Origin of the sequence: Exiguobacterium algae, from assembly GCF_018617875.1 — a bacterium.
GTDB classification, from domain to species: Bacteria; Bacillota; Bacilli; order Exiguobacteriales; family Exiguobacteriaceae; genus Exiguobacterium; species Exiguobacterium algae.
Window position 1 is genome coordinate 304,311 of sequence record NZ_JACSKZ010000001.1, and the last position, 23,212, is coordinate 327,522.

23 protein-coding genes are annotated in these 23,212 nt (G+C 51.8%); 1 reads left to right on the forward strand and 22 read right to left on the reverse strand.

Features of this window, described 5'->3' with window-relative positions; genetic code table 11:
- Window positions 1–8 precede the first annotated feature (8 nt).
- From KNP03_RS01565 to KNP03_RS01595, 7 genes are all read right to left on the reverse strand, one after another.
- Window positions 9–986 (reverse strand): alpha-ketoacid dehydrogenase subunit beta, encoded by a 978-nt coding sequence (locus KNP03_RS01565; RefSeq protein ID WP_214824244.1) that lies wholly within the window; start codon window positions 984–986, stop codon window positions 9–11.
- Entirely contained in the window at window positions 986–1,993 is a 1,008-nt protein-coding gene (locus tag KNP03_RS01570) for a thiamine pyrophosphate-dependent dehydrogenase E1 component subunit alpha (RefSeq protein WP_420827873.1), read from the reverse strand. Before KNP03_RS01570 ends, KNP03_RS01565 begins: the two co-directional genes overlap by 1 nt.
- Before the next feature lie 12 nt (window positions 1,994–2,005).
- Window positions 2,006–3,415 (reverse strand): dihydrolipoyl dehydrogenase, encoded by a 1,410-nt coding sequence (gene lpdA / locus KNP03_RS01575; RefSeq protein ID WP_214824246.1) that lies wholly within the window; start codon window positions 3,413–3,415, stop codon window positions 2,006–2,008.
- Complete coding sequence (buk, locus tag KNP03_RS01580; RefSeq protein ID WP_214824248.1) at window positions 3,399–4,490, reverse strand: butyrate kinase; 1,092 nt, start codon at window positions 4,488–4,490, stop codon at window positions 3,399–3,401. Before buk ends, lpdA begins: the two co-directional genes overlap by 17 nt.
- A 1-nt stretch (window position 4,491) precedes the next feature.
- Window positions 4,492–5,613, reverse strand: coding sequence for a Glu/Leu/Phe/Val family dehydrogenase (locus KNP03_RS01585; RefSeq protein WP_214824251.1), 1,122 nt, complete (start codon window positions 5,611–5,613; stop codon window positions 4,492–4,494).
- A 25-nt stretch (window positions 5,614–5,638) separates the two neighbouring features.
- A complete protein-coding gene (gene yqiS, locus KNP03_RS01590; RefSeq protein WP_214824254.1) occupies window positions 5,639–6,535 on the reverse strand; it encodes a phosphate butyryltransferase in 897 nt (298 codons plus the stop codon).
- A 121-nt stretch (window positions 6,536–6,656) separates the two neighbouring features.
- A complete protein-coding gene (locus KNP03_RS01595) occupies window positions 6,657–8,294 on the reverse strand; it encodes a sigma 54-interacting transcriptional regulator (RefSeq protein ID WP_214824257.1) in 1,638 nt (545 codons plus the stop codon).
- Window positions 8,295–8,428: 134 nt separating this feature from the next.
- Between KNP03_RS01595 and KNP03_RS01600 the strand changes: the two genes are divergently transcribed.
- The gene (locus KNP03_RS01600; protein ID WP_214824260.1) at window positions 8,429–8,677 is read left to right on the forward strand and encodes a DUF2627 family protein; all 249 of its coding nucleotides are present in this window, start codon (window positions 8,429–8,431) and stop codon (window positions 8,675–8,677) included.
- Window positions 8,678–9,374: 697 nt separating this feature from the next.
- Here KNP03_RS01600 and spo0A read toward each other — a convergent pair.
- From spo0A to aroQ, 15 genes are all read right to left on the reverse strand, one after another.
- On the reverse strand, window positions 9,375–10,106 hold the full coding sequence (spo0A, locus tag KNP03_RS01605) for a sporulation transcription factor Spo0A (RefSeq protein ID WP_214824262.1): 732 nt from the start codon (window positions 10,104–10,106) through the stop codon (window positions 9,375–9,377).
- The gene (recN, locus tag KNP03_RS01610) at window positions 10,107–11,804 is read right to left on the reverse strand and encodes a DNA repair protein RecN (protein WP_214824264.1); all 1,698 of its coding nucleotides are present in this window, start codon (window positions 11,802–11,804) and stop codon (window positions 10,107–10,109) included.
- A 13-nt stretch (window positions 11,805–11,817) separates the two neighbouring features.
- The gene (gene ahrC / locus KNP03_RS01615; protein WP_214824266.1) at window positions 11,818–12,267 is read right to left on the reverse strand and encodes a transcriptional regulator AhrC/ArgR; all 450 of its coding nucleotides are present in this window, start codon (window positions 12,265–12,267) and stop codon (window positions 11,818–11,820) included.
- A 153-nt stretch (window positions 12,268–12,420) separates the two neighbouring features.
- Window positions 12,421–13,236 (reverse strand): TlyA family RNA methyltransferase, encoded by an 816-nt coding sequence (locus KNP03_RS01620; RefSeq protein ID WP_214824268.1) that lies wholly within the window; start codon window positions 13,234–13,236, stop codon window positions 12,421–12,423.
- A gap of 6 nt (window positions 13,237–13,242) precedes the next feature.
- A complete protein-coding gene (dxs, locus tag KNP03_RS01625; protein WP_214824270.1) occupies window positions 13,243–15,135 on the reverse strand; it encodes a 1-deoxy-D-xylulose-5-phosphate synthase in 1,893 nt (630 codons plus the stop codon).
- 124 nt (window positions 15,136–15,259) lie between these two features.
- Window positions 15,260–16,138 carry a polyprenyl synthetase family protein gene (locus KNP03_RS01630; RefSeq protein WP_214824272.1) on the reverse strand — a complete coding sequence of 293 codons (879 nt, stop codon included), beginning with the start codon at window positions 16,136–16,138 and terminating at the stop codon, window positions 15,260–15,262.
- A complete protein-coding gene (gene xseB / locus KNP03_RS01635; RefSeq protein WP_214824274.1) occupies window positions 16,135–16,362 on the reverse strand; it encodes an exodeoxyribonuclease VII small subunit in 228 nt (75 codons plus the stop codon). The genes KNP03_RS01630 and xseB overlap by 4 nt, the downstream gene beginning before the upstream one ends.
- Window positions 16,334–17,683: an exodeoxyribonuclease VII large subunit gene (xseA, locus tag KNP03_RS01640; RefSeq protein ID WP_214824276.1), complete on the reverse strand. Its 1,350-nt coding sequence runs from the start codon at window positions 17,681–17,683 to the stop codon at window positions 16,334–16,336. Before xseA ends, xseB begins: the two co-directional genes overlap by 29 nt.
- Window positions 17,676–18,512, reverse strand: coding sequence for a bifunctional 5,10-methylenetetrahydrofolate dehydrogenase/5,10-methenyltetrahydrofolate cyclohydrolase (locus tag KNP03_RS01645; protein WP_214824278.1), 837 nt, complete (start codon window positions 18,510–18,512; stop codon window positions 17,676–17,678). Before KNP03_RS01645 ends, xseA begins: the two co-directional genes overlap by 8 nt.
- A 65-nt stretch (window positions 18,513–18,577) precedes the next feature.
- Window positions 18,578–18,964, reverse strand: a complete 387-nt coding sequence (gene nusB / locus KNP03_RS01650) for a transcription antitermination factor NusB (RefSeq protein WP_214824281.1) — start codon at window positions 18,962–18,964, stop codon at window positions 18,578–18,580.
- Between the two features lie 112 nt (window positions 18,965–19,076).
- Complete coding sequence (gene accC, locus KNP03_RS01655) at window positions 19,077–20,420, reverse strand: acetyl-CoA carboxylase biotin carboxylase subunit (protein WP_214824285.1); 1,344 nt, start codon at window positions 20,418–20,420, stop codon at window positions 19,077–19,079.
- Window positions 20,421–20,427: 7 nt separating this feature from the next.
- Window positions 20,428–20,877, reverse strand: coding sequence for an acetyl-CoA carboxylase biotin carboxyl carrier protein (gene accB, locus KNP03_RS01660; protein WP_214824288.1), 450 nt, complete (start codon window positions 20,875–20,877; stop codon window positions 20,428–20,430).
- 118 nt (window positions 20,878–20,995) lie between these two features.
- Window positions 20,996–21,562, reverse strand: a complete 567-nt coding sequence (gene efp, locus KNP03_RS01665) for an elongation factor P (protein WP_214824292.1) — start codon at window positions 21,560–21,562, stop codon at window positions 20,996–20,998.
- Between the two features lie 29 nt (window positions 21,563–21,591).
- Window positions 21,592–22,662, reverse strand: a complete 1,071-nt coding sequence (locus KNP03_RS01670) for a M24 family metallopeptidase (protein ID WP_214824295.1) — start codon at window positions 22,660–22,662, stop codon at window positions 21,592–21,594.
- Window positions 22,655–23,092, reverse strand: a complete 438-nt coding sequence (gene aroQ, locus KNP03_RS01675) for a type II 3-dehydroquinate dehydratase (protein WP_214824297.1) — start codon at window positions 23,090–23,092, stop codon at window positions 22,655–22,657. The genes KNP03_RS01670 and aroQ overlap by 8 nt, the downstream gene beginning before the upstream one ends.
- Window positions 23,093–23,212: the final 120 nt, after the last annotated feature.

The window sequence follows — 23,212 nt, forward strand, 5'->3', positions numbered from 1 at the left end:
ACGCCTCCTTAAAATGCTGCGAGCTGGCGTGCCCGCTCGGCAATCTTTTCCGGGGATACGATGAAGTATTTTTCCATCGGTGGTGCGTAAGGCATCGACGGGACATCCGGACCTGCCAGACGTTCGATTGGTGCATCGAGTTCAAATAGTGCTTTCTCCGCAATCACGGCCGCGACCTCACCGATGATGCTCCCCTCTTTATTGTCTTCTGTCACAAGCAACACCTTGCCTGTCTTCTTGACCGCCTCAATGATCGATTCCTGGTCGAGTGGATAGATGGTACGCAAGTCGAGGATGTGTGTACTGATTCCTTCCGCCTCGAGTGTCTTGGCTGCTTCTTGTGCCATGTGCACACAGAGGCCGTATGTGATGATTGTGATGTCGTCCCCTTCACGTTTGACAGCCGCCTTGCCGATTTCGACCGTATATTCATCCGTCGGAAGATCGGCTTTCAAGAGGCGATAGGCCCGCTTGTGTTCGAAGAAAAGGACCGGGTCATTCGAACGGATCGCTGCTTTTAAAAGACCTTTGGCGTCGACCGGATCAGACGGGATGACGACTTTTAAGCCTGGCGTCGAGTTGAACATCGCCTCGACGGACTGTGAGTGGTAGAGCGCCCCGTGAATCCCGCCTCCGAACGGCGCACGGATGACCATCGGGCATGTCCAGTCATTGTTCGAACGGTAACGGATCTTGGCCGCTTCCGATACGATTTGGTTGACCGCGGGCATGATGAAGTCAGCGAACTGCATCTCGGCGATCGGGCGCATCCCATACATGGCCGCCCCGACACCGACACCGGCAATCGCACTCTCAGCGAGCGGTGCATCGATGACACGTTCTTCTCCGTATTTTTCAATCAACCCTTGTGTTGCACGGAACACACCGCCACGTACGCCGACGTCCTCACCGACGACGAAGACGTTCTCGTCGCGCTCCATCTCCTCATGAATCGCTTCATTGATCGCTTCGATAAACGTTTTCATCATTTTTCCTCCTCGTACACGTAGTTCAACGTTGATTCAGGTGAAGCATAAGCGGCCTTGTCCGCATATGTCGTCGCCTCGTTCACTTCTGTATCGATCGTCGAATCGATTTCAGCAAGTGTCTCCGCTGTCGCGATGCCGTCAACGATAAGGCGTTGACGGAACAATTGAATCCCGTCGCGCTCCTTCAAGCCTGCCAACTCTTCTGCCGAGCGGTATGCCTTGTCATCATCATCCGAAGAGTGCGGCACGAGACGTTCGACCTCTGCTTCGATGAGCGTCGGACCTTCTCCGCGAAGTGCACGTTCACGGGCCTCTTTGACAACCGCATAGACAGCGATCGGGTCCGTCCCGTCAACGGTCACACCTGGCATCCCGTAGCCTTTCGCACGGTCAGATACGCGTTCACACGCCAACTGTTTCGTGAGTGGCACAGAGATCGCGTACTTGTTGTTCTCACAGAACAGGATGACCGGCAGCTTATGGACACCGGCGAAGTTCGCCCCTTCATGGAAGTCCCCTTGGTTCGATGAGCCTTCTCCGAATGAAACGAACGTGACGAGCTCTTCTTTTTTCATTTTGGCTGCGAGCGCGACACCGACCGCGTGCGGGACTTGTGTCGTTACCGGAGAGGAACCGGTCACGATGCGATGTTCTTTCGAACCGAAGTGACCCGGCATCTGACGTCCGCCTGAGTTCGGATCCTCTGCTTTTGCGAATGCAGACAACATCAAATCACGAGACGTTTGTCCGAAGTGTAGGACGACCGCAACATCACGGTAGTATGGAAGGACATAATCGATCCCTTTCTCGAGGGCAAATGCGGCACCGACCTGGGCCGCTTCTTGTCCTTGACACGAAACGACGAACGGGATTTTCCCGGCACGGTTCAATTTCCACATCCGCTCGTCGATTTTACGCGCACGGACCATCGTCTCGTACATCGCGAGCAAATCTTCTTTTGTTAAACCAAGCTCTTCATATGAGTTTACAGTCATCTGTTCCATCTTGTTTCCTCCTTAGGCGTGAATCGGAAGTCCGTCAACTGCGAGGGCGGCTTCCTGGAAGGCTTCACTGAGTGCTGGGTGCGGATGAACGAGTTGTCCCATTTCCCATGCTGTTGCATTCAACACGAGGGCGAGTCCGCCTTCTGTAATCAGCTCCGTTGCTTTCGGTCCAACGATATGGACCCCTAACAAATCGTCCGTCTCCGCGTCCGATACCAGTTTCACGAATCCGTCCGCTTGCCCTTCGATCCGAGCCTTTCCAAGCCCGTTGAAGCGGTACGTACCCGTCTTCACTTCATGTCCGGCTTCTTTCGCCGCTTCTTCTGTCACGCCGACCGATGCCACTTCCGGCACCCCGTAGACACAACGCGGAATCAAGGCGTAGTCGAGTGGCGTCGGTTCTTGGCCGAGAATGGCTTCGACGGCTTTGACCCCTTCTGCCGAGGCGACGTGAGCGAGTTGGAGTTTTCCGATGCAGTCTCCGATTGCGAAGATGTGACGCTCTTTCGTTCGGTATTGGGCGTCAACTTGAATGATGCCCTTCTCGACAACGATCGATGTGTTTTGAAGTCCGAGATCATCGGTATTGGCCACTCGGCCGACCGAGACGAGGACACAGTCCACGTTCAAGGTCTCTTCACCGACCGCGAGCTCGACCCCGTCCTCTTTGACGAGCGTCCGTTCCGCATCCACGGTCACGTTCTTTTTCACGCGGACCCCGCGTTTTTTGAGTAAGCGCTCCACTTCACGTGAGACCGCCTTATCCTCAAGCGGAAGCAAACGATCTCCGACCTCGATCAGCGTCACGTTCACGTCCAAATCGATGAGCATCGACGCCCATTCGACACCGATGACCCCACCGCCGACGATGGCGATCGACTCCGGGAGTGCCTCGAAATTGAGCAGGTCGTCCGAGTTCAAAATCCGTTCATGATCGAACGGTAGTCCCGGCAGCTCGCGTGGAACGGATCCTGTCGCAATGATCAACTGGTTCGGCAAGATGAGCTCAGACTCTCCCGCCTCGTCTTCGACTGAAACAGTGCCCGGCTGTGGGGAGAAAATACTTGGTCCAAGGATTGAGGCCTTCCCACGGAACACCTCGATTTTCCCTTGCTTCATCAAGTGTTCGATTCCTTTCTCGAGCCCGGCTACAAGATCCCGCTTATACGTCTGCGCCCGCTCCAGGTTGAACGTGACCTCCCCCGTCGTGACACCGTATGCCTCGCCGTGTTTCGCTGTCTGATAAACGTGGGCCGCCTTCAACAACGCTTTCGTCGGGATGCAGCCTCTATGTAAGCAGGTGCCACCGAGTTTGTTCGCTTCGACGATCGCGACCGTCTTTCCGGCTTGGGCAGCCTTGATGGCAGCGACGTATCCGCCCGGACCGCCACCGATGACGACAACCTCAAATTCTCGTGCCATGTGTATCCCCCTCATATTCTCTTGCAGTTTCTTCGTTTAGGACGACTCGGAGTGCGCCTTCAGCAAGTGCCTTCAATTCGTCTTCACCCGGGAAGACATGAACCGGCGCCAAGAACTCGACTCGTTCTCTGATTTTTTTAGTCAGCCAGTCGGAATAAGCAATCCCTCCGGTCAACAGGATGGCATCCACGTTCCCGTGTAAAGTCGCCCCGTGTTTCGTGATCTCTTGGGCGACACGATAGGCCATCGTCTCGTACAGGAGCGCCGCTTTTTCGTCACCTGACTCCATGCGCTGTTCGATCTCAATCGCGTCGAATGTTCCGAGGTGGGCGAACAGTCCGCCTTGCCCGACAATTTTCTTTTTCATCTCCGATTCTTTATACCTGGTACTATAACATAGTTCTACTACCTGTCCAACAGGAATTGAGCCGGCACGTTCCGGTGCCAACGGTCCATCTCCGTCAAGACCGTTGTTCACGTCGATGACGCGCCCTCTCTCGTGTGCCCCGACCGTGATGCCGCCACCGAGATGGGCGACAATCAAGTTCAGCGAATTGTAATCGCTTCCATTTTCAGCCGCAAAACGTTTGGCGACCGCCTTCTGGTTCAACGCATGGAAGATACTCCGGCGATCGATTTCAGGCATTCCTGTCTTTCTGGCCAGGTCATGCATCTCGTCGACGACGACCGGGTCCACGATAAAACTCGGTACCCCATAGCCTTCCCCTAGTTTGGAGGCGATGAGACCGCCGAGATTCGAGGCATGCATGCCGAAACGACCACTCGTCAAATCTTCACGCATCAACGCGTTCACCGTATACGTCCCGGATGTCATCGGGGCAAGCAGGCCACCGCGACCGACGATCGCGGACAAGTCTTCGCCCGCGATGCCAGTCTCTTGTAATAAGGCCCGTACTTCTTGCTCACGATGAGGAAGCTGTTCAGGAAGTGACAATCCTGTGACATCGATGTCATGACGCACCGTACGTGTCATGATTTCTTCTTTCCCATCAAACAAACCAACTTTTGTCGAGGTCGACCCCGGGTTGATCGCAAGAATTAGCCGTTTCGTCATCTTAACGTCTCCCTAGAAGGCTTTTTTCAACTTTTAGGAATTGGCTGCGTGAACGTGACATCATTTGGATGCGCTCTTCTGCCATCTTGTCAGCGGCAACGTGTGTCGGGACGCCGTCACGCTCTGCGATTTCAAAGACACGCATCATGTTGTCATAGATGAGTTCGACTTTCTTCATCGCACGCTCACGGTTATATCCTTCGAGCTCGTCCGCGACGTTGATGACGCCACCTGCATTGATGACGAAGTCCGGCGCATACAAGATGCCTTTTTCGTCGAGAACGTCTCCGTGGCGGTCTTCTGCCAATTGGTTGTTTGCCGCACCGGCAACGATTTTTGCTTTCAATTGCGGGATCGTCTGATCGTTGATCACCGCGCCGAGAGCACATGGTGCAAAAATGTCGCACTCGACCGCATAAATCTCATCCGGCTTGACGACCGTCGCACCGAAGTCCGCTTCAGCACGTTTGAGCGCTTCTTCGTTGATGTCTGTCACAATCAAATGTGCGCCTTCTTCGTGGAGGTGGCGGCATAAGTTGTAGGCTACGTTACCGACCCCTTGCACGGCAACCGTCTTGCCTGCGAGCGAGTCTGTCCCGAACTTCCATTTCGCAGCGGCTTTCATACCGCGGTAGACGCCGTATGCTGTGACAGGTGACGGGTTCCCGCTTGAACCGAATGCCGGGCTGACCCCAGTGACGTAATCTGTTTCCATATGGATAAAGTCCATGTCTGCAACCGTCGTGTTCACGTCTTCTGCCGTGATGTATCGACCGCTCAATGATTGGACGTAACGACCAAACGCACGGAAGAGCGCTTCTGATTTATCTGTCTTCGCATTCCCGATGATGACGGCTTTACCGCCTCCGAGGTTGAGACCCGCTGCCGCGTTTTTGTACGTCATCCCTTTTGCGAGACGCAAGACGTCAGTGAGTGCCTCCTGCTCAGACTCATAGTTCCACATCCGCAGACCACCAAGGGCTGGTCCGAGCGTCGTATCGTGAATGGCAATTATGGCTTTCAATCCCGAAGCCTGGTCTTGGCAAAAGACAATCTGTTCGTAATCCTCAGACTGTAAGACATCAAAAATACGGAAGCGTGGTTCTGTGTTTGTTTCCATCATAAATAACTCCTCCTAGTGGGTCAGGTTAGTTTTTGGCATGCAACAAAGCAAATGCGAGTGAATATAATTTCGCCTCAGCCGTATCGGCTCGGCTCGTCAACACGACAGGGGCGGAAGCACCGACAACAATCGCCGCGACACTTGCCTCGGCAAAATACATGATTGATTTATAAAGGACGTTGCCGACCTCTATGTATGGGACGACCAGCAGATCGGCTTGTCCAGCCACTTCGCTGTCGATTCCTTTTTGTTTCGCGGCCACCATGTCGACCGCATTATCTAAAGCGAGCGGACCATCAACGACACAGCCTTTGATTTGTCCCCTCCGATTCATCTGAGCGAGTAACGCCGCATCCAACGTTGCTGTCATCTGTGGATTGACGACCTCGACGGCACTGATCGCTGCGACTTTCGGTGATGCATACCCGATATGATGCATCGCCTCCACCGCATTGTGGATAATATCCACTTTCTCTTCAAGCGTCGGTTTAATATGAATCGCTGCGTCCGTGACCCCGATCAATTTTTCCCGATTCGGGATTTGGAACAACGCGATATGACTGAGTGTCTTATTCGTTCGCAAACCGGCTTCCCGGTTGAGAACGGCCTTCATAAATGTAGAAGTCGACACCATTCCTTTCATCAACACGTCCGCCTCTTTATTCTTTACGGCTAACGCGGCACGCCGGGCCACCTCGGTGTCCCCTTTCGCATGCAGGATGTCAACGTGCGATTCGTCAATCGCATGAAGCTCGCACAATCTTCGGATCTCACGTGCATCTCCGAACAGGATGAAGCGAGATAACCCATGATCGGTCGCCAATTTTACGGCACGGATGACTTCCTCATCACCGGCCCCTGCGATCGAAACGGTGCAGCCTTCGAGTTGTTTGGCGTTTGCCAGCATCCGTTCAAAATTCATCATTGTCCCCCCTTACTCTCTACACTATACCATAAGCAAGTTTGTTTCCTATTTTGTAAGCGCTTTATTTCGGTACTTGATATGCAAAAACATGCATGGTGAGAATAATATTGCATGCAATTTATTGCGTGTTTTCTAATTTATTGTACAAGGTGCGAATGGATATTTTTAACCGTCTGGCCGCTTCCGACTTGTTTCCTCCTGCCTCTTCGATGGCCCGTTCGATCAAGTCACGTTCATAGCGTGCGACAGATTCATGAAACGTTCCTGATTCCATCACCTTTTGTGAGGGTGACCGACTCGTCAACTGTAAATGATGGGGCGCAATCCACTGTTCAGCGCTCGCCATATAAATCATGGCGCGACCGAGGACATTCTCAAGTTCACGGACATTCCCTTTCCAGTGCTGGCTTTTTAAAAGTGTCATCGCATCTTCATCGACCCCACGGACACTGCGACCGTATTCCTGGTTCAGTTTGCGGATGATCCTTCCACAGAGCGCATCCAATTCGCCTAAACGGTCGCGAAGAGGCGGAATGTGGATCGGCATCCGGTTGATCCGATAGTACAAGTCTTCCCGGAACGAACCTTCTGCGACTTTTTGTTCTAGGTCTGCGTTGGTCGCCGCAATGATCCGGACGTCGATCGGGATGGCTGTCGTTCCACCGACCCGGACGACCTCGTTCTCCTGCAGCACACGTAACAGCTTCACCTGGACATCGAGCGGCAGCTCCCCGATCTCATCCAAAAACAGCGAGCCTCCGTCGGCTTCCTCGAAGTAACCGGTCTTCCCGCCACGCTTTGCCCCGCTGAACGCCCCGTCCTCGTACCCGAACAACTCACTCTCGAGCAACGTCGGAGAGATCGCCGCACAGTTCACGCGAATGAATTTTTTATATTTCCGTAGTGACTCCCCATGGATGGCGTGGGCGAACAACTCTTTTCCGGTACCTGATTCGCCCCGGATGAGTACCGTGACCGGTGTCACGGCGGCAAGGCGTGCCTGCTCGATTACAAATTTCATTGCGTCACTGGTCGCGATGATATCGGCGAACTGATATTTCGCTTCGAGATTACGGATCCGCGTCTTCGCCTCCTGTAATTCATCACGCAGGGCACGGATTTGCGACACGTCCCGAATGACACCGACCGAACCTCTCAATTGCCCTTCGACGATGATTGGTTCGGCATTTACTAGAATATCTCGCCGCGTCGCCCCGATTTGCATCCGAATGTCTCGTACGCCTTGACCCGTCGACAGGACTTTCAAATGGACGCTTTCCTGCATCCCGATGTCGGCAGTCGCCGGTTTGTCGACAACATCCTCTTTTTTGAATCCGGTCAGACGCGTATAGGACGGATTGATCAATATCGTATTCCCATGATGATCCGCAACGGAAATGGCTTCGCTCGTACAATCGATGATTGCCTCGAGCATCTGCTGATTTTGTTTCAAACGCTCGACGACGATCCGGATGAACTCCCCTGGTAACACGACCGCATCCGAAAACTGTTCCTTCAACTCTTCAAACGTTTGCGGTTGTCCCGTCGTCTCGATCACAAAGTCCAGTTTGGCATCAGCGTAATCCTTCCAGTCACTCGTTGTCGCCACACCTTGATTCCGGGCAATGACGAGTCCTTCTGCCGAGATATCCGAGTCAACGACCGCGACGATGGTGACGAGCGGCGATTCTAACAGCATCTTTAATACCTCGGTTCCCCCTTTGCCGGCCCCGACAATCATCAAGCGTTTATTCATCCTCTGATCCCCCATCTCTTTCTTCTCTATTTTATGCTACTGAATCCCCTGATGTTTCGCAAGCCGCTCAAAAATAGTCAGTGTGGTCGCGTTTGATTTCTGTTAAAATAATGTATGGTAAAGGAGGAGATCGCATGCGAGTCATCGCGCTTCTAATCTTAATCGTTCCTGGATTATTCGGTGTTTATGGAATCAAACTCCTGCGTGACAGCTTCTTCCTGAAGACGAGCGCGCCCTTCACATGGATTGATTCTGTTGCAGCCGCCTCGATGTTGCAAGGGACATTCGGCCTTCTGCTCGCAATGGGCGGAATCGGTTTCGTTGCCGGTTATATCTTCAACCGCGACAAAAAGACAGGAAAAGTTCAACGAATAGATTCATAACCACACAAAAAAAGGTTCCCTAACTTGACATCATTTCAAGTGCGGAACCTTTTTATTCGTATTGAATTGTGATCACTACGGATGATCTCCTTTCTTATTTCCTGTCTTACACTGACATGAGATCCAACGTCTTCTTAATGAAGAAGTATGAAAGAAATTTAGTAACTGCCGTCTTGCGTGAACGGAAGAAAAACCATTCGAGTTACTAATCTGTTTTTATTATCGGATCATGTCCAACCATCCATTGTGAAGTCGAACGCTTGCCAGAAACTGTTCAACGGTTGACAACACTCCTTTTGGTCAACTGAACGATACTGTTTTTCCCTATGTTGGTCCCTAGCTTCGAACCTTCCATAGAACCGCCTCGCGAATGAGCGAATGGTCGCGACCTCACGTCGGGACATTGACGATTTGAGATGTCGTTCTCACCTCTGAGCTATTGACGGATAGCGATCCGAGATGATTTCTTCCTTCAAACATGTTCCGGTACACGCTTGAAAAGCGTTCATCTGACGCTCGTCCAAGTAACTTGGTACACTTTTATTATAACAGAGAGCCCCTATTTTGCAAGCGCTTTCTTTCATAAAGTAAAAGATTTTTTTGAAGATTTCATGTCCAAAATTCTTTCAGTTTTTTGTATACATAAAAGAAAGCAGACCGCCTCACGTCGTCGTGAAACAGGTCCGCTTTTATTGAATCAATTATTCTTTACAGATAGATACGTCACAAAATAAGAGATGAATTCCGAGTTTTTCGGGCTCCGGTCCCGTTCTTGGCGTCCATCAAACATTTCGTGGTCCTGCATCCCGTTCTCCCAGGCCGTCTTGATCGCGTGACGCATCGCCCGTTCGACTCGCGAGGCGGTCGTATCGTGTTCTTTTGCCACCATCGGGTACAACTCTTTTGTGATCAACCCTAAAAGATCTTGTCGCTCACGAACATAGAGGACCGCTTGACGGATGTATTTAAACCCTTTGATTCGTGGAGAGATTCCCAACTGCTGCAACAGCAACGAAATTTCAAGCTCTTCAGGAGACATGGCCTCGAACTCACGGTTCGTCCCTTCCGATAATTCACGAATTTTCGTCAACAGCTGTTGAATGTTAAACGGTTTAACAAGGAAATACGACGCACCGAGCTGAACCGCTTGCTTTGTCACTTCATCTTTACCGAATGCGCTGAGCATGATGACCTCCGGTTTGGCTTCCCCGAGTTCTTCATGAAGCTTCTCCAACACCCCGATACCGTCCAGATGCGGCATAATAATGTCGAGCAATAACACATCGGGCCGGTGTGTCTTGACAACATCCAAGCATGCTTCGCCGTCATAAGCGGTGCCCACGACGTGCAAGTCAGGCTCGGATTCCAGTTGGCGGCTCAGCAAATCGACGATTTCCCGATTGTCGTCCGCGATACATAATGTAATCAATTAAGACACTCCTTTGATGAACTTCTGTTTTAACTGCTGTGACATCACAAGCAACTCTTCCACATGTTGTTTCGTCAAATCCGTCATTTGAGCTCCTGCAATCATGCGTCCGAGTTCATCGACACGACTGTCATGATCGAGTGACGTGACATTCGTCTTCGTCCGGTCGTCCGTCTCCGTCTTCGTGATGTATAGATGTTGGTCCGCCATCGCCGCCACCTGTGCCAGGTGAGTGATACAGAGTACTTGGGACCCGACTGAAAGCCGGAAAATCTTCTCTCCCATCGCCTGAGCGACACGGCCGGATACACCCGTATCGACTTCATCAAAAATGATCGAGGCGACACCGACTGTGCGGGAAAAGATCGATTTTAACGCTAACATGACCCGGGAGAGTTCTCCTCCTGACGCTACTTTCGCAAGCGGTTTGAACGGTTCGCCCACATTGGTCATCATGTAGAACTCGACCTCGTCCATCCCGTCAGGCTTCAGGTTCCCTTCCTTGAAACGCACCTCGAACGCCGTCTTTTCCATGTAAAGCTCTTTCAACTCACGATGAATGGCTTGTTGGAGGTCCTCGGCGGCCGACTTCCTCGCTTTCGTCAGCTCGGCTCCTGCTTCCCGAACTGTCTGTTCGAGTCGTTCAAGCTCATCGGTCAACGTCTGCACGTGCTCTTCACGGTTCGTCATCGACTTCAGCTCTTCAGAAATTTGTTCTCCGTAAGCGATGACTTCCTCGATGGTCGTTCCGTATTTTCGTTTCAGTTGCTGGAACAACGCTAGACGTGTCTCGATTTCGTCTAACCGGTTCGGATCGAACTCAAGGGAGTCCAACTGGTCCCGCAGTTGAAACTTTGCATCTTCCAACAAATAGTATGCGTTCGAGATTGTCTCGGCCATCGCTGAAAGAGAAGAGGATAACTGTGCGGCCTCTTCCATTTCCCGCATTGCGACCCCGATTTGGTCGAGTCCGTTCGACTCATCCGCGACCGCCTCGTATGACAGGCGGATATGTTGGTGGATCCGCTCGAAGTTGGCAAGTTCGTTGCGTTCTTCTGTCAATGCCTGTTCCTCGCCCGCTTTCAGATCAGCCGCTTCGATCTCTTTTGTTTGAAATGAGAGCAAATCCAGTCGTTGGGCGAGCTCCTGCTCACTTTGACTAAGCCGCTTCAGTTCATCCGCGATTTGTTTCCACTCAGAAAAGGCCGTCCGGTACGTAGCCAGTAACGGTTCGATCTCTTTTTCTGCGAAATGGTCAAGAATCCCCAAGTGGAATTCCGGGTCCATCAGATGTTGATGCTCATGCTGTCCATGAATATCGACGAGCAAGCGCCCGAATTCACGGAGCGTCGAGAGCGGCATCATTTTCCCGTTGATGCGACAGACACTTTTTCCACTGCTATGTAAGTCTCTGCGCAAGATGACCGTGCCGTCCTCAATCTCAATCCCGTATTGGTCGGCCGCCTCGATGACGGGATGGTCAGCATCGACCATGAATAAGCCTTCGATTTCAGCTTTGTCCTGTCCGTATCGCACGAACTCGCTCGAGCCTCTTCCACCTACAAGCAACCCAATCGCATCCAACAAGATCGATTTACCGGCGCCTGTTTCACCTGTCAGGACCGTCATGCCACGGTTGAACGGAATGTTCAATTCGTCGATAATCGCAAACTGTTTGATTGATAGTTCTGCTAACATACTTCCATTCACCTCATAACATTCCGAGTAATCGCTCGATGATTTGCTTCGCCTTCTCTTCGTCGCGCGCAATCATGAGAATCGTATCGTCTCCACACACCGTCCCGATCAACTCATCCCATGACAGATGATCAATCAACACGCCAATCGCATCGGCGTTTCCCGGTAACACTTTCATGACGACCAAGTTTTGAGCGGAATCGACCGAGACGAAGCTGTCTCCTAGGATTCGTTTCATCTTGCCGTATGGGTTGAAGCGCTGGTCGGCCGGAAGGCTATACTTATAGCGACCATCATTGAGCGGCACTTTAACGAGATGCAACTCTTTGATATCTCGCGATACCGTCGCTTGAGTCACCGGATATCCCGATCGACGTAATTCGTCTACCAGTTCGTCTTGCGTTTCAATTTCTTGATTCGTTACGATATCCCGAATCTTAATTAATCGCTGTCCTTTGTTCATATGCGCTGACACCTCATTTTTCGTTTCACATACACATTATCATTCTAAAGTATTGTCGAAAAAAGGTCTAGCTTTCTGGAGGTGATTTCCATTAAGCAAACGGACCGCTTTCCTCAAAAAAAACTACAGACGAAAACGTCTGTAGCTCTAACATTATCCTTTTAACTTGGCGTGCGCCGCCTCGACGACCTGGTCGACGTCGAGCGACGGGTCGACTCCACCGACCCCGGTGAAACGGGCGAACAATAAGAACTCAATGTTCCCATCGCCGCCGGTGATCGGAGAATAGTCCAACCCTTCGACATAGAAGCCTTCTGATGCGAAATAACGGACCATATCACTGGCTACCCGTTCGTGGACAGCACGGTCCCGCACGATGCCTTTTTTGCCGACATCTGCTTTCCCTGCCTCAAATTGAGGTTTCACAAGTGCCATGACCGTCCCGTCCGGTTTCAAAATCTCTTTGAGCGGTGGAATCATCAAGCGAAGCGAGATGAACGAGACATCGATCGTCGCGAAGTCAGGACGTGTCGGGAATTGTTCGCTCGTCGCATGACGGAAGTTCGTCCGTTCCATGACGACGACACGGTCGTCACTCCGGAGCTTCCACGCCAGCTGATTGTATCCCACATCGACGGCATACATCTGGGTCGCACCATTTTGAAGGGCGCAGTCCGTGAAACCACCGGTCGAGGAACCGATGTCGATTCCGACCATTCCGTTCACATCAAGCGGGAATACTTGTAATGCTTTCTCGAGCTTCAAACCGCCTCGACCGACGTATGGCAACACTTGCCCTTTTACTTCGAGTGGAATGTCGTCGAACACTTTATCGCCCGCCTTGTCGAGACGCTCCGTCCCGCTGAAGACGAGACCGGCCATGACCGCACGTTTTGCTTTTTCCCGTGTTTCGGCCAGGCCCCGTTCAACGAGTAATACATCTAATCTGGTTTTCGTTCTTTTTTCCATAATTCCTCACACATTCTGTCGATTTGTCGATTGGACGAAACGTTCAATCGTATCAGCCATTTGGGCTGGTCGGAGACCGATCTCCTCTAGGAGTTGGTTGACACTACCGTGTTCAATGTAACGGTCCGGAATCCCGAGGCGATGGATACGCGGAAACGCGCCGGTCTCGTTCGCATGCTCGAGCACGCTGCTGCCGAATCCTCCTGCTAGCGCGGCTTCTTCAAGCGTCACAAGCGGGATTCCTTCCTCGTAGAGTGCAGCAAGCATCGCATCATCCAGCGGTTTGATCGTTCGGCAGTTGATGACGCGAACGCTCAACTTCCCTTCAAGGAGTGAACGGACTTCAAGCGCGTCTTGTACTTGAGGACCAAACGTCAAGATGGCAACATCCGTCCCTTCCGCTTCGACTTCCCATTCATCCAGTGACAGTTCTGTCAACGTATCACTCATCGGTACTCCGATTCCTTCCCCTCGAGGGAAGCGGATGGCAATCGGACCATCATCGTAACGGAGCGCCGTATAGACGAGCTGTTGCAACTCTTCCTCGTCCTTCGCCATCAAGATGCGGATGTTCGGAACGTGACGCATGAAGGCGATATCGAAGACCCCTTGGTGCGTCTCTCCGTCCGCTCCGACAAGACCCGAACGGTCAATTGTGAAAAGGACGTTCAAGTTTTGACGGCAGATGTCATGAACGAGCTGATCGTAGGCCCGCTGGAAGAAGGTCGAGTAAATCGACACGACCGGCTTCAACCCTTGCGTGGCTTGTCCACCGGCAAGCGTGACCGCATGCTGCTCGGCAATGCCGACATCAAACATGCGTTCTGGGAACTGTTTGGAGAAACAATCGAGCTTTGATCCGACACTCATCGCCGGTGTGATCAACGTGACCCGCTCATCCGTCTCTGCCACTTTCGTCACCGTCTCCGCGACGACTTTCGAGTAGCTCGGGCCTTTCGGCTTCCCTTTGATGACTTCACCGGACTCTATTTTATAAGGTCCAAGACCATGCCACGTGCCGATGCCGTCGAGCTCGGCCGGACGGTATCCTTTTCCTTTTTTCGTGATGACGTGGACAAGGACTGGTCCATCGATCTTCTTCGCATACTCGAGCGTCTCGAGTAAATCTTTTAAATCGTGACCGTCTGTCGGTCCGAAATAAGTGAAACCGAGTTCTTCAAAGAACGTCCCTGGAATCAAGGCTGATTTCAACATATCCTTGACGCGCTCACCGCTTCGTTCGAGCGAGCTGCCAAAGAGCGGAATATGCTTGATAATCGACTCCATTTCTTCACGAGCATGTTTTAACTTACGTGATGCCCGAATGCGACCGAGCATGTTATGCATGGCGCCGACGTTCGGTGCAATCGACATCTCATTATCGTTTAAAATGACGATGACGTTCTGCTTTTCGGCCCCGATGTGGTTAAGCGCTTCAAGCGCCATTCCGCCTGTCAAAGCCCCATCACCGATAATCGCAATCGCCCGGTCCTCTGACCGGCCTTTCAATTCATTCGCAATCGCAATCCCCATTGCAGCAGAGAGTGACGTCGAACTATGTCCGGTTTCCCACACATCATGTTCACTCTCACAGCGTTTTGGAAAACCACATAACCCATTGTATTGACGAAGTGTATCGAACTGATTCGTCCGCCCCGTCAAAATCTTATGAACGTAGGCTTGGTGACCGACGTCCCATACGAGCTGGTCTTTCGGACTGTCAAATACACGGTGCAAGGCAAGCGTCAACTCTACGACCCCGAGGTTTGGCGCCAAATGCCCTCCCGTCACTGCCAATTTTTCAATCAAAAACCGTCTGATGTCTGAACCGAGCGCTTCTAATTCCGATACAGACATCCGTTTCAGAAACGACGGGTCTTGAATGGATGTCAAGTCCATAACGACCATCCTTTCTCCTCACTTATTACTGATTCGTACCTTACATTTTACAAGAATGTGACGGTATATGCCACACATTCCCCCAAAACAAAGGTGACACGATGTGCTCATCGTGTCACCGAGTTCAATGGTTCCGTTTTACAACAAACGACAACAATTCTTCCAGACGGGGTGCCTTCACCGAGAGTCGTGACAAGGCGGCGGTCGCCGCACCCACTTCTTCTTCAAGCGCGCTTTTCGCCCCATCGAGTCCCAGCAATTTCGGGTACGTCGTCTTTTCGTTTTCTTCATCCGAGCCGACCCGTTTGCCGATGAGCGCCTCGTCCCCCTCCACGTCAAGAATATCGTCCTGAATTTGGAAGGCGATGCCGAGGTGATGACCAAAGCGTTTCAATAAATCGCGGTCCGCTAAAGGAGCCTCGGCTAAAATCGCCCCTGCTTCGAGGGCATATACGAGCAGCGCCCCCGTCTTCCGCTCGTGAATTGATTGGAGGGCGTGTTGCGTCACTCCTGGTTGATTCTCAGCAAGCATATCATCGAGCTGACCGCCGACCATCCCCTGACTGCCGGCAGCCGTGCTGAATGCACGAACCAACTCGACAATCCGTTCTGCAGGGAGCGGGGCTTCTGTCAGGACACGGAATGCATCCGTCAAAAGTGCATCCCCGGCTAAAATGGCAGTCGCCTCATCAAATCGGCGATGGTTCGTCGGTCGTCCGCGTCTGACGTCATCATCGTCCATCGCGGGTAAATCATCGTGAATGAGTGAATACGTGTGCACCATCTCCAACGCAACGGCGGCTTCCCGTCCTCGATCGAGGGGGACGCCGTATGTTTCGAGGACAGCATACAACAATGCCGGACGGATCCGTTTGCCACCGGCCTCAAGCGAATAGGTCATCGATTCACGTAATCGACTCGGCATGTCTGTTTGCTGCATGCATTCATGCATCGCCTGTTCGACGACCTCTTTCCAGGTTTCGAGATCATTCAAACGGTTCATGCAGACCCACCTTTTTCACGAAGTGTCCCGTCCAACTCCAAAATCTCATCCATCTTCTTCTCAGCAGTGGAGAGTTTTGTTTGACAAAGGGCTGACAGGCGAACCCCTTCTTCGTACAACGTCATCGCTTCTTCAAGCGGCACATCACCCGTTTCGAGTTTTGAGACAATCTGCTCCAAACGTTCCAGCGCGGCTTCAAATGTCTGTTCTTCTTGTTTCTTCACCTACATGTCTCTCCTTTACTTCGGCGACGGCGTGACCATCCCTGAAGCGGATCGACACATCCCCATCGCGTAATTGATTGACGTCTTTCACGAAAGCGCCATCCTGTTCGATGAACGTATAGCCACGAGACAATACCGCAAGCGGACTGACTGCATGGAGACGCCCGGCTTGTATGGCAAAACGCTCCATGGAGCGTTCGAGTGGTCTCGTCCGATGTAATCGTTCTGACAGTTGATCCACTCGTTCTCCTCGTCTTTGAATCGATTGGGCGAAATCTTTTACATCGAGTTGCTGGTTCAATTGATTCAACCGATAGGTCGCGTGCGTCAACTGTTTTCGCATCCCCTGCTCCAGTCGGATCTCTGCCTGGGCAAAACGTTCCCGCTTTTGCGTGATCGTGTAGCGGGGCGATTTTAGCCCGTAGCTGTCGACGGCCCGCATCAATCGGGACCGCCTTTCCTCCAACTGATTTGAGATTGCTTTATGAAGGTGAAGCGCCAGTCGTTCGACATCTTTACGCTGTGCCTCGATTTTGGCTGTCGCCAGTTCTGCAGCAGCCGTCGGTGTCGCCGCTCGGACGTCTGCCACAAAATCGGACAGCGTATAATCCGTTTCGTGCCCGACCGCTGAGATGATTGGAATGGAAGATTCATAAATCGCTTCAACGACGACATCCTCATTGAATGCCCAAAGCTCCTCGATTGAACCGCCACCCCGACCAACGATGAGCACATCACAGTCCGTCCGTTCATTCATCCAACGGATTGCAGCGGCGACCTGCGGGGCCGCAGCCTCCCCTTGAACGGCTACCGGGGCGAATGTGATGGCAACGTGCGGGGCGCGGCGGCGTAACGTCGTCGCAATGTCATGCAAGGCCGCTCCCTTAGGTGAGGTGACAATCCCGACGCGTTCCGGAAAGGACGGAATCGGCCGTTTCCGTTCAGGGGCAAACCACCCTTTCGCCTCCAATTCACGCTTTCGTGCTTCATAGCGTTCAAACAGAAGACCAATCCCGTCTTGTCGCATCAATTCCACGTAAAGTTGGACATCTCCGGTCGCTTCGTACATGGTGACACGGGCGACGGCGATGACGTTCATCCCATCCTTCGGCTCGAATTGGAGCAGTTTGGCATCGCGGGAAAACATGACGGCCTTCATCCGTGAGGCATCATCCTTTAACGTAAAATAACAATGACCGGATGAGTAGCGCTTAAAGTTTGAAATCTCGCCGATGACGGCAACTTGTTGCAGGACCGGATCATCGTCCAGGTGGCGTTTAACATAACGGACGACTTCGGAGACCGGAATCGGATTAGCCACGTGACGCAACCTCGACCGTGTTGTGCATGAGCATTGTGATGGTCATCGGACCGACTCCGCCTGGCACTGGTGTGATTGCACCGGCAACTTCTTTGACGGCGTCATAGTCGACATCTCCTACGAGGCGACCTTCGACCCGGTTAACACCGACATCGATGACAACGGCGCCCGGTTTGACCATTTCTTTTGTTACGAGCCCGGCGCGCCCGACCGCGACAATGAGGATGTCCGCTTGACGGGTCATCTCTCCAAGATCCCGTGTCTTCGAGTGACAGTATGTGACGGTTGCCGATTCATTCAAAAAGAGCATCCCGACCGGCTTCCCGACGATTTGGCTGCGACCGACAACGACCACATGTTTTCCAACCAGGTCCGTTTGCGTCTTCGCGAGGTGCAGGATTCCGTGTGGCGTACATGGTAACAACGTATCGAGACCGAGCATCATTTTCCCGACATTCTCCGGGTGGAACCCGTCGACGTCTTTTTCAGGCGAAATCCGCATGATGACACGTGATTCGTCGATATGCTTCGGTAGCGGGAGTTGGACCAAAATCCCATGAACCTCATCGTCCGTGTTCATCAAGTCGATCAAGTCGAGGAGTTCTTTTTCCGTAATCGTCTCATCAAACCGCAATACTTGAGAATCAATCCCGATTTCTTCAGCCGCCCGTTCTTTCCCGCGCACATAACTGTGGCTGGCCGGGTCATCACCGATTAACACGACTTTCAATTTTGGTACAATCCCTCTTGCACGAAGCTCCGCCACGCGCTCTTTTAACGTCTGCCGATATGATGTTGCTACTTGCTTCCCGTCGATCACTACTGCCATCTCTCTCATCCCCCGTTATCATTAGGTTTTCTGTAGTTGGTGTGGTGTCTTATCTCTATATTTTTTTAGTCTTCTTTAATGATGTTGCCGAGTACGCCGTTCACAAGCTTCGCTGCTTCTTCATCTGCGAATGATTTCGCGAGTTCTACCGCTTCATTGATTGTGACGTTCTCCGGAATCGTTTCGACGTACAGCAATTCAAAAGCTGCCATTCGTAAAATCGTCCGTTCGACGTTACCGAGGCGCTCTAAACGCCAGTTTTTCAAGTTTTCAACGAGCAGGACGTCGATGTCATCCTTATGCTCCAACGTGCCAGTGACGAGTTGTTCGTAGAACGGATCCGATTCGGCTCCATCAAGTGCGAACTCGATTGCCTCGTCCACCTCTAATTTTGATACTTCGATTTGAAAAAGCGTCTGAATCGCTTTCTCTCGTGCTTCGTGACGTTTCATTCAGTTACTCTCCTTTTACTTGCTTTCATTGTGATAGTTTAGCATAAAGCACTCATAAATTCAGTACAAAAAACCAGGAAGCCGAAATAATGTTCGGGCTTCCTGGTCCTGGTCATTTGGATAACGTCATTTCTTTTTCGACAAATTTCGTATCGAACGTCCCGAGTCGGAATTGTTCGTGCGCCATCACTTGTTGATGGAACGGAATTGTCGTTTTGATTCCTGAAACCGTAAACTCATCGAGCGCGCGAAGCATCTTCGCGATGGCTTCTTCCCGCGTCGGTGCGTGAACGATCAGTTTGGCGACCATCGAGTCATAGAATGGAGGAATCATCGCACCGGCATATAAGCCGCTGTCGACACGGACGCCCATGCCGCCAGGGACGATATATTGATCGATTTTCCCTGCCATCGGCCGGAAGTCCGCGAACGGGTCCTCGGCATTGATCCGGCATTCAATCGAGTGTCCGGAGAATGAGATATCCTCTTGTGAGATGGCGAGCGGGTGACCGAGCGCCACTTCCAGTTGTGCCTGGACGAGGTCGAATCCTGTGATCATCTCTGTCACGGGATGCTCGACTTGAATCCGTGTGTTCATCTCCATAAAATAGAACTCGTTCGATTCCGGGACGTAGATGAATTCAATCGTTCCCGCACCCGAGTATTGAATGGCCTTCGCCGCTTTGACCGCCGCATCCCCCATCGCCTGACGTGTCGCTTCATCGATGGCAGGAGACGGTGCTTCCTCGACAAGTTTTTGCATCCGTCGCTGGATCGTACAATCCCGTTCTCCCAAATGGATGACGTTCCCGAACTGATCCGCGAGCACCTGGACTTCCACGTGTCGGAATGACTCGATGAACTTCTCCAAATAAACGTCGCCGTTCCCAAACGCCTGCTTCGCTTCTTTGCGCGTCGCAACAAGCCCCTGGATCAACTCCGCTTCGTCACGGGCGACACGAATCCCGCGGCCACCACCGCCAGCTGTCGCTTTAATGATCACGGGATAACCCATCTCCCGCGCAAGCTCAATTGCTTCACCATCTGTCACGACCCCGCTCGAGCCCGGGACGACCGGTACTCCCGATGCGATCATCGTACGCTTCGCCTCATCTTTGATTCCCATCTTGCGAATGGCATAGCTGCTCGGTCCGACGAATTGAATCCCACACGCCTCGCACATCTCAGCAAACTCTGCGTTTTCAGCCAAAAAACCATATCCCGGATGGATCATCGTCGCATCGACCGCACAGGCGACCGACAAGATGTTCGGGATGTTTAAATAGGAATCCGTCGAAGGATTCGGACCGATGCAATACGCTTCGTCCGCAAGATGGACATGGAGCGCTTCACGATCAGCCTGCGAATAGACGGCGACCGTCGGTATATTCAACTCTTTTGCTGCACGTATGATTCTGACCGCGATTTCCCCGCGGTTGGCAATTAATAATTTCATAATAGCCTCACTTCACGCTGAAGAGCGGTTGACCGTATTCGACTAAATCTCCGTCGTTCACGAGAATCTCGACGATTTCGCCACTAATTTCCGCCTCCACGTCATTGAACAGTTTCATCGCCTCGAGAATACAGACGACCTGACCTTCTTCGACGCGGTCACCGGCATTCACGAATGATGGTTTATCCGGTGCCGGGCGCGAATAGAACGTCCCGACCATCGGTGAGTTGATGGTCCGGTAAGTTGCTTCTGATGGTGTCGAATCATCAACCTTCGTTTCTTCCTGTGGTGCCGGGACTTGCGGCGTCATCGCCTGAGCCTGCATGACCGGTGCACCCACCACAGTTTGTGTTTCTTTTTTCAACGATAGTTTAAAATCAGATGTTTCAAGCTCCATTTCATGGACCGATGACTGGTCCAACAATTGAATGAGCTCTTTGATATGGTCGATTTGCATCAAACTTACCCCCTGTTTATACCTGGTACTAATCTCTACTTTACTATAACTGGTCAGACCACTGAATGCAACGATAAAAAAAGAGCGTCCATTCGGTTGAATGAACACTCCTGATTTCTTATCCGTTGTAACGGCCCATAAATTCTCCAGTACGCGTATCGACTGTGACTTTTTCGCCCGGCTCGATGAAAAGCGGCACTTGGATGACATGTCCAGTTTCCACTGTCGCGTTTTTCTTCACGTTCGATGCCGTATCCCCTTTAACACCCGGGTCTGCTTCGATGATTGTCAAGACAACGCTCGTCGGGAGCTCGATTCCGAGGATCTCACCTTCGTAGTCCGCGATGCTGACTTCCATGTTTTCAAGCAAGTACGGAAGGGCTGCTTTGACTTGTTCGCTCGTCAATTCAAGTTGCTCGTATGACTCGTTGTCCATGAAGACGTACGTGTCACCCATCGGATAGAGATATTGCATCCGTTTACGCTCGATATGCGCACGTTCAATTTTCTCCCCACCACGGAATGTCGTTTCTTGAATTGCGCCGTTACGCAAGTTACGCATCTTCGTACGAACGAATGCCGCACCTTTACCTGGTTTGACGTGTTGGAACTCGATGACCTGCCAAATTGAACCGTCTGACGTTTTGACCGTCAATCCTGTTTTTAAATCGTTTACTGATACCATGTTGATTTCCTCCTAAATTCAGACGAGACTTACGCCTCAATCGTAATTAATTCTTTTGGCGACTGTGTGAGACGGACGCATCCATCCTCTGTGATCACGACGTCGTCCTCGATGCGGCAACCGCCGACACCCGCGATGTAGATGCCCGGTTCAATCGTGACGACCATCCCCGGCTCGAGTACCGTTTCAGAACGGAAAGAGAGACCTGGAGCCTCATGTACTTCCATACCGAGACCGTGTCCCGTTGAGTGTCCGAAGTACTCACCGTAACCGGCTTCTTTAATGACGTCACGCGTCAATGCATCAGCCTCGATCCCTGTGATGCCAGCGCGCGTTCCTTCTACACCCGCCAATTGGGCACGAAGGACCGTGTCATAGATTTTTTTCAATTCATCCGAGATCGGACCGACTGCTAGCGTCCGCGTGATGTCCGAGCAATACCCTTTGTAGTAAGCTCCGAAATCCAATGTCACCAACTCACCTGACTCGATGACCTTATCGCTCGCCACACCATGTGGTAAAGCAGAACGCGTTCCTGAAGCGACAATCATGTCGAACGATGAAGAGTCCGCCCCTTTCGAACGCATGAACATCTCCAATTCGTTCGCGACTTCTTTTTCTGTACGCCCCGGGCGGATGAATGTTTGGATATGAGTGAACGCCTCGTCAGCAATCGCTGCAGCTTCCTTCATAATCTTAATCTCTGATTCATCCTTAATCAAGCGCAGTTTTTCAACAACACCAGACGTCTCGACAAGCTGTGCGCCCACTTCTTTTTCATAGGCACGGAATTGTCCGACTGTCATCGCATCTTGTTCAACCCCAAGTCGCGCCACTGATTCACGCGCGACCACGTCAGCTACCGATTTGATGAGTGATGTCTCGAGTTCGATGATTTCATAACCAGACACTTGCGCGTTCGCTTGTTCTGTATAACGGAAATCTGTGATGAAGCTGGCAGACTTCGCCGTCACGACAATGACACCGCTCGAACCCGTGAAGCCTGATAAGTAGCGGATGTTTTCCCGTTTCGTGACGAGCATGGCGTCAATCCCGTTCGCTTCCAACTGACCTTGTAATTTGTTTACGCGTTCAATCATGTCGATTCCTCCAATGTTCGACCAATGCATGCAATGCCAGAGTGTAGCTCGTGAGACCGAACCCACTGATGACACCTAAGCAGACGCCAGCCAATTTCGACTCATGACGAAATGGCTCACGTGCATGCACGTTCGTAATATGTACTTCAACGACCGGGGCGTCGATGGCCGCAATGGCATCTCGGATTGCGATCGAAGTATGCGTATAGGCACCCGCATTCAAAATGACCCCTTCGAAGTCGTATGCGTTGTGCAACGCATCAATCAAGTCCCCCTCGTGGTTTGATTGTTCGAAAGTAAGCTCGACATCCTCTGGGGCGGTCAGCATCAACTCTGCCGCCAAACCCTTCAGTGACACGTCTCCGTACACTTCCGGTTCGCGTCGACCGAGCAAATTTAAATTCGGACCATTCAACACTAAAATACGCAACCTACTTCCCCCTCTTTCGTCAAGTCTCATCTATTGTAACAAATTTCTTTCAAGAACGTGAATCGAGCCTCCCACACTTTCGTTTTTTTGCATAATCACGGTATAATTCAACTATATTAA

Excerpts from the sequence above, each read along its gene's own strand:
- nusB (WP_214824281.1), bottom strand. The coding sequence starts at position 18,964 with ATGAAACGTCACGAAGCACGAGAGAAAGCGATTCAGACGCTTTTTCAA.
- KNP03_RS01595 (WP_214824257.1), bottom strand. The coding sequence starts at position 8,294 with ATGAATAAACGCTTGATGATTGTCGGGGCCGGCAAAGGGGGAACCGAG.
- ahrC (WP_214824266.1), bottom strand. The coding sequence starts at position 12,267 with ATGAACAAAGGACAGCGATTAATTAAGATTCGGGATATCGTAACGAAT.
- KNP03_RS01620 (WP_214824268.1), bottom strand. The coding sequence starts at position 13,236 with ATGGAAAAAAGAACGAAAACCAGATTAGATGTATTACTCGTTGAACGG.
- KNP03_RS01585 (WP_214824251.1), bottom strand. The coding sequence starts at position 5,613 with ATGATGGAAACAAACACAGAACCACGCTTCCGTATTTTTGATGTCTTA.
- KNP03_RS01645 (WP_214824278.1), bottom strand. The coding sequence starts at position 18,512 with ATGGCAGTAGTGATCGACGGGAAGCAAGTAGCAACATCATATCGGCAG.
- dxs (WP_214824270.1), bottom strand. The coding sequence starts at position 15,135 with ATGGACTTGACATCCATTCAAGACCCGTCGTTTCTGAAACGGATGTCT.
- KNP03_RS01670 (WP_214824295.1), bottom strand. The coding sequence starts at position 22,662 with ATGATTGAACGCGTAAACAAATTACAAGGTCAGTTGGAAGCGAACGGG.
- KNP03_RS01565 (WP_214824244.1), bottom strand. The coding sequence starts at position 986 with ATGAAAACGTTTATCGAAGCGATCAATGAAGCGATTCATGAGGAGATG.
- efp (WP_214824292.1), bottom strand. The coding sequence starts at position 21,562 with ATGGTATCAGTAAACGATTTAAAAACAGGATTGACGGTCAAAACGTCA.
- buk (WP_214824248.1), bottom strand. The coding sequence starts at position 4,490 with ATGACGAAACGGCTAATTCTTGCGATCAACCCGGGGTCGACCTCGACA.
- KNP03_RS01600 (WP_214824260.1), top strand. The coding sequence starts at position 8,429 with ATGCGAGTCATCGCGCTTCTAATCTTAATCGTTCCTGGATTATTCGGT.
- recN (WP_214824264.1), bottom strand. The coding sequence starts at position 11,804 with ATGTTAGCAGAACTATCAATCAAACAGTTTGCGATTATCGACGAATTG.
- accC (WP_214824285.1), bottom strand. The coding sequence starts at position 20,420 with ATGAAATTATTAATTGCCAACCGCGGGGAAATCGCGGTCAGAATCATA.
- yqiS (WP_214824254.1), bottom strand. The coding sequence starts at position 6,535 with ATGAATTTTGAACGGATGCTGGCAAACGCCAAACAACTCGAAGGCTGC.
- accB (WP_214824288.1), bottom strand. The coding sequence starts at position 20,877 with ATGCAAATCGACCATATCAAAGAGCTCATTCAATTGTTGGACCAGTCA.
- KNP03_RS01570 (WP_420827873.1), bottom strand. The coding sequence starts at position 1,993 with ATGGAACAGATGACTGTAAACTCATATGAAGAGCTTGGTTTAACAAAA.
- lpdA (WP_214824246.1), bottom strand. The coding sequence starts at position 3,415 with ATGGCACGAGAATTTGAGGTTGTCGTCATCGGTGGCGGTCCGGGCGGA.
- KNP03_RS01630 (WP_214824272.1), bottom strand. The coding sequence starts at position 16,138 with ATGAACCGTTTGAATGATCTCGAAACCTGGAAAGAGGTCGTCGAACAG.